7 protein-coding genes are annotated in these 8,987 nt (G+C 65.1%); 2 read left to right on the forward strand and 5 right to left on the reverse strand.

Features of this window, described 5'->3' with window-relative positions; translation table 11 throughout:
• Window positions 1–116 precede the first annotated feature (116 nt).
• The 5 genes from AC5ZGW_RS44360 to AC5ZGW_RS44380 are packed head-to-tail and all read right to left on the reverse strand — an operon-like array spanning window position 117 to window position 6,033.
• Complete coding sequence (locus AC5ZGW_RS44360) at window positions 117–1,427, reverse strand: MFS transporter (protein WP_130230761.1); 1,311 nt, start codon at window positions 1,425–1,427, stop codon at window positions 117–119.
• Complete coding sequence (locus AC5ZGW_RS44365) at window positions 1,427–2,176, reverse strand: ABC transporter ATP-binding protein (RefSeq protein ID WP_165435612.1); 750 nt, start codon at window positions 2,174–2,176, stop codon at window positions 1,427–1,429. Before AC5ZGW_RS44365 ends, AC5ZGW_RS44360 begins: the two co-directional genes overlap by 1 nt.
• Window positions 2,157–3,956 (reverse strand): branched-chain amino acid ABC transporter ATP-binding protein/permease, encoded by a 1,800-nt coding sequence (locus AC5ZGW_RS44370; RefSeq protein ID WP_130230765.1) that lies wholly within the window; start codon window positions 3,954–3,956, stop codon window positions 2,157–2,159. The genes AC5ZGW_RS44365 and AC5ZGW_RS44370 overlap by 20 nt, the downstream gene beginning before the upstream one ends.
• Window positions 3,956–4,813 carry a branched-chain amino acid ABC transporter permease gene (locus tag AC5ZGW_RS44375; protein ID WP_130230767.1) on the reverse strand — a complete coding sequence of 286 codons (858 nt, stop codon included), beginning with the start codon at window positions 4,811–4,813 and terminating at the stop codon, window positions 3,956–3,958. Before AC5ZGW_RS44375 ends, AC5ZGW_RS44370 begins: the two co-directional genes overlap by 1 nt.
• A 23-nt stretch (window positions 4,814–4,836) precedes the next feature.
• Window positions 4,837–6,033 carry an ABC transporter substrate-binding protein gene (locus tag AC5ZGW_RS44380; protein WP_245475131.1) on the reverse strand — a complete coding sequence of 399 codons (1,197 nt, stop codon included), beginning with the start codon at window positions 6,031–6,033 and terminating at the stop codon, window positions 4,837–4,839.
• A 294-nt stretch (window positions 6,034–6,327) separates the two neighbouring features.
• On the opposite strand from AC5ZGW_RS44380, the gene AC5ZGW_RS44385 reads away from it, so the two are divergent.
• Together AC5ZGW_RS44385 and AC5ZGW_RS44390 are read left to right on the forward strand one after the other, a co-directional pair.
• Window positions 6,328–7,059 (forward strand): cytochrome c biogenesis CcdA family protein, encoded by a 732-nt coding sequence (locus AC5ZGW_RS44385; RefSeq protein WP_130230768.1) that lies wholly within the window; start codon window positions 6,328–6,330, stop codon window positions 7,057–7,059.
• Between the two features lie 94 nt (window positions 7,060–7,153).
• Window positions 7,154–8,842, forward strand: coding sequence for a SulP family inorganic anion transporter (locus tag AC5ZGW_RS44390; protein WP_130230770.1), 1,689 nt, complete (start codon window positions 7,154–7,156; stop codon window positions 8,840–8,842).
• The last annotated feature ends 145 nt before the right edge of the window (window positions 8,843–8,987 follow it).

The raw sequence follows: 8,987 nt of genomic DNA on the forward strand, positions 1-8,987 counted from the left end.
CGCGCGAAACTACTTCGCCGTTGTCACCATTGCCGCTACTCTGCTCTGGATAAGGTAACTGTCCACACGACCTAGCGTAACCCGGGACCCTGCGTCAGCGCGCGAGCGGCCCCGGGTTACGCTGACGCTTCACCCGGGCTACGGCTTTGCAACGTGTGCAAACGGCCCGCCACGGCACGGACCTTTCCCGGCGAAGCCTGCCAGATCGCGAAGGCGGACAACGCGCTCACGGCAATGCTGATCGCAAAGGCCGCCGTGTAGCTGCCGGTGAAATCATACAATAGTCCCGTCGCCCACGGGCCGGCGGCGCCCCCCGCAAGCGCGGCCAGCATGATGGTTCCGAAGATGCTGCCGTAATGCCTGCCCTGGAAGATCTCGACCACGACCGGCCCCATCACCGAGGTCAGGCCGTAGCCGAGCGCGCCTTGCGTGAACACCATCAGATAGACCAGCGGCAACACAGGCGCATATTTCAACGCCATCAGGCTCGCAAAGCAGATCGCAAAGCCAGCGCAACTGATCGCCCACACCGTTTCGCGCCCGATCCGGTCGGAGAGATGGCCAAGCCAGATCTGGCCGGGAATGCCGAGCAGGCTGACGACGCCAAGCGACCACACGGCGACATTCGGGCTGAAGCCGATGTCGAGCAGGAATTTGGTCTGATGCACCTGCACCGCGTACCAAATGTAAAGTCCGCAGAAATAGCCGAGCGCGATCCACCAGAAGCGCGCGGTGCGGAGCGCCCGGGACAGCGTCCAGTCGGTACCGGCCCAGACGGGATCGACGATGTTCGACACCGGCTTTGCCGAAGTGGCGGTCGGCGCGGCGTCGCCGTCCGGCAGTAGCCCGATATCTTCAGGGCGTTTTCGCACCAATAGATTGATCGGCGCGAGCACGACCAGCACGAGGATGCCGATCGCCGTGCAGGCAGTGCGCCAGCCGGTACCCTCGATCATGTGCTGCACCCACGGCAGCAAGGTCACCGAGCCGATGCCGACACCGGCAAAGGCGATCCCGATCGCGAGACCGCGACGGCGGATGAACCAGTTCGGCAGAAAGAATGATTGACCGGAATAGCCGAGGCAGACGCTGCCCGCGCCGACGAGAACGCCGATGCTGAGATAGAGATGCCAGGGCTGCGTCGTCAGCGGCGCCAGCAGGAACCCTGCGCCCATCAGCGCGACGCCGAGTTCCATCACCGCGCGCGGGCCGGCGCGATCCATCAGGCGGCCGATCAACGGACTGGCGATGCCGGAGGCGACGAAGCCGAACGAGAACGCGCCGGCGGTGACGCCGCGATCCCAGCCGAACTCGCTGAGAACAGGCGGATAGAACAGCGAGAACGCAGTGCGCGCATTGACGCCGATCGCCATGGTGACGAAGGTCACCGCGATGATGATCCAGCCGTAGAAGAAGGGAAGCCGCATCAAGGGGTCACCAGCGCGTGGCTCTCATGGCCGAAATAGGCGCGCTCCAGCCGCTGCGCCAGATTGCTTTCCTCGGTCGACGCTTCCAGCACGATATTCCCCTGCACCAGGGCGTAGACGCGGTCCGCCGTGGCCAGCGCCTTCTCCAGCAATTGCTCGACCAGCAAAACCGCGGTGCCCTGTGCGCGCAAGCGGCCGATGACGTTGAGGACCCGATCGACCAGCACCGGCGACAGGCCGGCCGAGGGCTCGTCGAGCATCAACAGCCGCGGGCGGCGTACCAGGCCTTGCGCGACGGTGAGCATCTGCTGTTGCCCGCCCGACAGCGCGCCGCCGCGCTCGTGACGCTTCTCGGCGATCTCGGGGAAATACGCCAGCGCTTCCTCGACGCGCTGCGCACGCTCGGCGCGCGGCACGTCGTAGCCGGCAAGCAGCAGATTGTCGGTGACGGAGATTTGCGTGAACACACGGTGGCCCTCGATCACATGCACGAGGCCGGCACGCGCGGCGTCCCGCGGCGTCGCGTTGGTCATGTCGCGGCCGTCGAAGCGCACCTGTCCCGCGGTCACGGGCAGCAATCCGGACAGCGCGCGCAGCATGGTGGTCTTGCCGGCGCCGTTGGGCCCGAGCAGCGCCACCACCTCGCCGGCGGCGACCTGGAAATCGATGCCATGAAGCACGCGGATCTTGCCGTAACCGGATTCCAGCGCGGTCACGGAGAGCAGAGGTTCAGCCGCCGAGGTACGCACTGACCACCTCCTTGTGAACGCGGATCTCGGCCGGCGTGCCCGCCGCCAGCGTGCGGCCGAGATTGAGCACGGTGACCTGGTGGCAGATGTCGAAGATAAGATCGGCGTGGTGTTCCACCAGCAGGACACCGGTGCCGCGTGCGCTAATCGCCTTGATCAGGGACGCCAGCCGTTCGATCTCGTCATTGGAGAGGCCGGCCGCGGGCTCGTCTAGCAGCAGGAAATCGGGATCGAGCATCAAGGCACGCGCGATCTCGATGAAGCGGAGTTCGCTGTGCTGCAGGCGGTCGGCGCGCACCTCCGCCAGCGTCTCCAGCCCGACCACGCCGAGCAGCGCCCGCGCCTTCGCCGCGAGCATCCGCTCGTCCTCGCGATTGCGCGGGGCCGACAGCATCGCCTCGACGAAGGTCGCCCTGCCCTCCACTGAGCCGCCGATCATCACGTTCTCCAGCACCGAGGCCTCGCCGATCACGCGCGGGGTCTGGAACGTCCGCGCAATGCCGCAAGCTGCGCGCAATGCCGGCTGGCCCGGCGGCAGCATGTCATCGCCCAGCGTCATCGTGCCGGCCTTAGCGGCGTAATAGCCGGAGATGACGTTGAGCGTCGTGGTCTTGCCGCTGCCGTTCGGGCCGATCAGACCGTGGATCTCGCCTGGCGCTACGTCGAGGTCGAGCCCGTCGATCGCCTTCACATTGCCAAAGCTCAGCGCGATGTCGCGCAGCTTCAGGTGCTTGCCCCCGCTGCGGCGGCGGACGATGTCGGCGAGAACGGCCGGACGCGGCACGATGGCGCGGTTGCTGGCAAGCGGACGGCGGTTGCGGAAGTCGAGCAGCGCCGCGATGCCGCCGGGCATCACCAGCACGATCACGAGCAGCAGCACGGCGTACAGGAATGTCGACCATGCCGCCAGCGGCGCGGCAATCTCGGGCAGGATGGTCAGGATGATGGTGCCGAGCATCGGCCCCAGGATCGAGCCGCGGCCGCCGATCAGGATCGCGATGAAGAACAGCACCGACAGGTCGAAGGTGAAGGCATCGGGCGTGATGTAGGTCTGCAGCGTCGCGAACAATCCGCCGGCGATCGCGGCCAGCGCGCCCGCAAACAGGAAGATCGCAATCAGCATCTTCGGCTTGGAGATGCCGGTCGCTTCCGCCGCCACCTCGGCGTCGCGCACCGCGATCAGGGCGCGGCCGAATCGGCTGCGGGCGATGTTGGCGCTCATCCAGGTGGCGACCGCCGCGAACGCGACGCAGAGTGCGTAGAAGCCCCACGGCGTATCGAACGGCGGCGGGAATTCCGGACCGGCGATGCCGATGCCGCCGCCGGTCACGCTCTGCCAGGCCAGCGCGATCTGCGTCACGATGGTGGCGAAACCGAGCGTCGACATCGCGAAATAGAAGGTGCGCAGGCGCAACGCCGGCAATCCGACGATCACGCCGAACAGCGCACCGACGCAGCCGGCAATCGGCAGCGCGAGGAAAACCGGCACTGCCGGCGTGACATTGCCGGCGACGAGCACGCTCGTCGTGTAGGCACCTAGCGTCAATAGCGCGACATAGCCGATCGCAAGATGGCCCGCGAAGCCGACCACGAGGTTGAGGCCGGAGACCAGCACCCAATAGATCGCCATGCGCGTGCCGATCAGCGCCCAATAGTCGTTGCTGACAAACGGCAGCAGCAATGCGAGCGTGAGGATGCCGAGGAACGGCGCGACGTGCGGCAAGGCGGCGCGCCAGGCGCCGCTTTCAGTTTGGGCAGAGGTTGCAGTGACAGCCGTCATCACACCCTCCGCGCCGTGGTTCCGCCGAACAGGCCTTGGGGCGCCGCCAAGAGGACCACGATGAACAGAGTGAACACGGCAACGGAAGAGAAGATGCCGCCGACCAGGAAATTCGCCGCCTGCTGGAACAGGCCGAGCGCGAGCCCGCCGAAGATGGCGCCGCGGTTGTTGCCGAGGCCGCCGAGCGCCACCGGCACGAAGCCGTAGAAATTGAGCAGCGCGCCATTGGCGAAGAACGCCAGCAGGAGCTGGCCGCCGGAGAAACCGGCGATGCCGCCGATCACCCCGGCAAGCGCATAGCTTGCGACCCGCAGATTGCGTTCGGGAAGACCGAGCGCCCTCGCCGCGAAATTATCCTCCGCGATCGCGACGAAGGCGCGGCCGACCAGCGTGCGGCGGTAGAGATATTCCAGCGCCACGATCGTCACCGCGCAGGCAACCACCGGCAGCCAGAACTTCTCGTCCCAGACGCCGCTGCCGAGCCCGATCACGCGCGGGAACGGCTGCGGCTCGGTGCCCCATTTGATCGCCGCGACCTGCTGGATCATCAAGGCCAGCGCCAGCGTCGAAAGCACATAGAGATGCTGGTCGAGACTCTTCAAAACCGGCCGCACCGCGACGAATTCGGTGATGATGCCGACGATCGCGCACGCGGCCAGCGTCAGCACGAAGCCCACGATGACGGGCATGCCCATCTTCAAGGTGAACATCGAGCCGAGCACGCCGCCCAGCATGGCAAGCTGACCTGCGGTGAAACTCATCACCCGCGAGGTCGAGAACATCGTGTTGTAGGTGACGCCGACGAGCGCGTAGATCGCGCCCGCCGCGAGACCGGATGCGAGGATCGAGGCGAGCATGGGATGCACCCTCTGCCGCCGGCCTATGTATAGCCCGGCGCGAGTGCGAAGGTGCCGTTCTTGGCGGTAGAGGCCTCCGACATCACGATCTCTTCGGTCGGATAGCCGTTATGCTGCGTCGGCGTGAAGGTGTAGGTGCCGAAATAGCCGGGATATTTCGACAGCGTGTTCCAGTATTTGATGAGTCCGGCGCTTTCGGTCGAACCGCTCTCGGCAACCGCCTTGGCGATCAGCTCGATCGCGTCGATGCCACCAGCGACCCACCACAACAGCGTGTCGTTGAGCGCAATATTCGCCTTGGCCAGGCGCGCCACCAACTCCTCACTCTTTGGCGGCAGCTTGCCGGCTGCATCGTAGCTGCAGCTCTTGTAACCGACCGCGTAAACCTTCTTCCAGTTCTCCGGCTTCTCGACGAGGCCGGCGAGCTCTCCCGAGGCCAGCGAGGGATGGCCGACGAACGGCACGTCCCAGCCCATAGCGGCACGGGTGTTGAACATCCGCGCCTCCATGCCGGTGGTGACGCTCCAGACCACGATGGCCTCGGAGCCCGCATTCTTGGCGCGCAGCATGTCCGGCGTCATGTCCGGCTGGGTCGCATCGATATTGGCCTGGTAGACGACGTCGGCGCCGTCCTTCTTGAACGCCGCCACCGAGGCGCCGACGGCGGTCACGCCATAGCCCGTGGTATCGCCGATGACGGCAACTTTCTTCACTTTCAGCACGTTGAGGCAGTAATTGCGGACGGCGTCGTCCCACTGGCTGTTGGACGGCGCCATGCGGAAAGCGTTCGGATACTTGGTGGTGTCGATCAGGGTTTCGACCACGCAAGGATGAATGTCCGGAATCTTGGCGCGCGCCATGATCGGCGTGGTGGCGAGCGCTTCGCCGGAATTGACCGGCCCCCAGATGGCGTGGACCTTGGCTTGGCTGATCAATTCCTGCGTCGCGTTCACCGCCTTGGTCGGATCACCCTGCGTGTCGCGCATGACGAGCTCGATCTTGCGGCCCTTGACGCCGCCACCCGCATTGATGCTGTCCACCGCAAAGTTGATGCCGCGGTTGAAACCGACGGTCGGCGCGGAACTCGGGCCGGTGATCGCTGCGAGGCACCCGATCTTGATCGGCTCGGATTGGGCAATGGCAGGATTCGGGAATGAAAATGATGCGGCGCCCAAGGCGCCGGCGCTTCCCAACAGCAGGTTGCGGCGTGAAACAGCCATGTGATGCTCCCGTTCGTTTCCTTTTTGCGGCGCCCATCTCTGAATCGCAGGCGTCCGCATGATTTTTATTTCCCGGCTGACGACCGAGGCTTGTCGCGGGATTGAAGTTTGAGCCTGACGGCACCGGCTTGTCCAGCGTTTATCCCGTAGAATTGCGGAGACGATTCGCGAACATTGCCCGGACACGGGCCTGTGACCGATCTCTTGGGCTTTGAGCGCATGAAATCTCTGGAAACTTGTCGCCGTCCACGTCAATAGGTTGCCACGCCAGATGTCGCTCTCGAAGGTCAGTTGATGCACGATGTCTCGATCCCGGCAGCCTTGATCGCCGGACTAGTCAGTTTCCTGTCGCCCTGCGTGCTGCCGCTGGTGCCGCCCTATCTGGTGTATCTGACGGGCGCGACCATCGAGCATGTCGCCCATGACGAGAGCATGAAGGCCTCGAGGCGCGCGGTGATGTCGGCGGCCTTGATGTTCGTGCTCGGCTTCTCCACCGTGTTCGTCGCGCTCGGCGCCAGCGCCTCCCTGATCGGCGGGCTGGTCCGCGCCTGGTCGGCGCAGCTCTCCATCGTCGCCGGCATCGTCATCATTGTGATGGGGCTGCACTTCCTCGGGCTGACGCGGATCGGGATCTTGATGCGCGAGGGGCGGATGAGCATGCCGAAACCGGTCGGGCTGTGGGGCGCCTATGTGATGGGGCTCGCCTTTGCCTTCGGCTGGACGCCCTGCATCGGCCCAATCCTCGCCGCCATCCTTTCGGTCGCAGCAGCCGAGGCGACTGTGACCAAGGGCGCCATGCTGCTTGCGATCTATTCCGCCGGGCTCGGCATCCCCTTTCTGCTCGCGGCATTTGCGGTCGAACAGTTCTCGTCACTGTTCACGCGGATGAAGCGGCATCTGCGGACGGTCGAGCATGTCATGGGCGTGCTGATGATCATCACCGGCATCGGCTTTCTCACCGGTGCCGTCACCAATGTCAGCATCTGGCTGCTCGAGACGTTTCCGGCGCTGCAGAATATCGGCTGAGGCTTATGCCAGCGCCAAAGCAAGGCTGGCCTTTGGCATCACGATGTCGAATAGTGGGCGGCCCTTACGCTAGCGCTGATCGCACCGAGGACCGATGGCCGAGGACACGCCTGGGACAGCAGGCCGCTCCTGGCCGATCTTCCGCTCGCTGGCCGCGTTCCGGCCGGGCGATTTGCCCGGCGACCTTATCGCAGGCCTGACACTGGCCGCGATCGCGATACCGGAGCAGATGGCGACTGCGCGCCTTGGCGGCTTCACCCCCCAGATCGGCTTTTTCGCCTTCATGGCAGGTTCGCTCGGTTTTGCCATGCTGGGCAGCAACCGTCTTCTGTCGTGCGGCGCCGACTCCACGATCACGCCGATCTTCGCCGGCGGGCTTGCGCTGATGGCAGCCGCCGGCTCCCCGGAGCATCTCGCGCTTGCCGCGGCCCTGGCGCTGATGGTCGGCGCGATCCTGGTCGTCGGTAGCCTGTTTCGCCTCGGCTGGATTGCAAATCTGCTGTCGACCCCGGTCACCGTCGGCTTTCTTGCCGGCATCTCCATCCACATCATGGTTGCGCAACTCCCCGTCGTGCTCGGCGCACCGCCACCGAAAGGACCGATGATCGAGCGGATCGCCGAGATTGCGGAGCATCTTCCTGCCGCCAATCTCTACAGCGTCAGCATCGGGCTTTTCGTGCTGGCCTTTGTTGCCGGATCCGAGGCCATCAGCGCCAAGATTCCCGGCGCACTCGTCGCGCTGGTGGCGGCGACCGCTGCGGTGATCTGGGGCGGATTGGAGAGCAAGGGGGTCAGCGTGGTCGGCACCGTACCGGGCACGCTGCCGATGCCATCGTTTCCTGAAATCTCGCCGGAACGATGGGTCAAGCTGTTGCCATTGGCTCTCCTGATCGCAATGGTCGTGATGGTGCAGACCGCGGCGACGACGCGGGCATTTCCTTCCGATCCGGAGCAGCCTGCCGATGTCGATCGCGATTTTCTCGGCGCCGGGGCCGGCAGCCTTCTTGCAGGCCTGTTCGGTGCCTTTCCGGTGGACGCGAGCCCGCCGCGAACCGGCATCGTGGCCGCGACCGGCGGACGCACGCAGCTATCGGGACTGTTCGCCGCATCGATCGTGCTGGCGCTGCTGGCGTTCGGCGCCGCGCTGCTCCATCACGTTCCGGAGGCTGCGCTGGGTGGCGTCCTTCTTTTCGTGGCGTTGCGCATCATTCGCTTCAGGCAGATTGAAGCGATCTTTCACCAGTCGGTCGGCGAGTTTCTGCTTGTGGTGGCAACGGCAGCTTCGATCATCATCCTGCCGATCGAGCAAGGCGTCGCCGTCGGCATCGCGCTCTCGCTGCTGCATGGCATCTGGAGCACGACGCAGGCGCGGCTCGTCGTATTCGACCGCGTACCTGATACCACGATCTGGTGGCCGGCCAATCCGAACATCAGGGGCGAGCGCGACCCGAAAGTTGCCGTGGTCGGCCTGCAGGCGCCGCTATCGTTTCTCAATGCCTCGAGTTTCCGCGCCGACGCGCTGAAGGTCATCAGGACGGCAACACCGAAGCCAAGGCTGCTGGTGATCGAAGCCAGCGGCATCGTGGAGATCGATTTCACTGCCGCCCAAACGCTGCTCGCGCTGTTCCGTGAATGCAGCGAGGAAGGCGTGACGGTCGCGATCGCTCGCCTCGAATCGACCCGCGCCCAACAGGCATTTGAGCGCTTCGGCCTCTATCGCACGCTGCCGCAGAACCACGTCTTCCATAGCGTCGCCGAGGCCGTTCGCGCGCTGGCGGGCTAGAGCGCGATGTCATTTGGTTGAATCGGCTTGGCCGCAAGTTCACCTCTCCCGAAGGGAGAGGTCGCGCCGGGTCCTAACCGGCTACATAGGTAACAGAATAGACCGGCGACATGGGTAACAGGTCAACTGATCGGCAAGGAGGAGC

The organism is Bradyrhizobium sp. Crot121 (assembly GCF_059512385.1).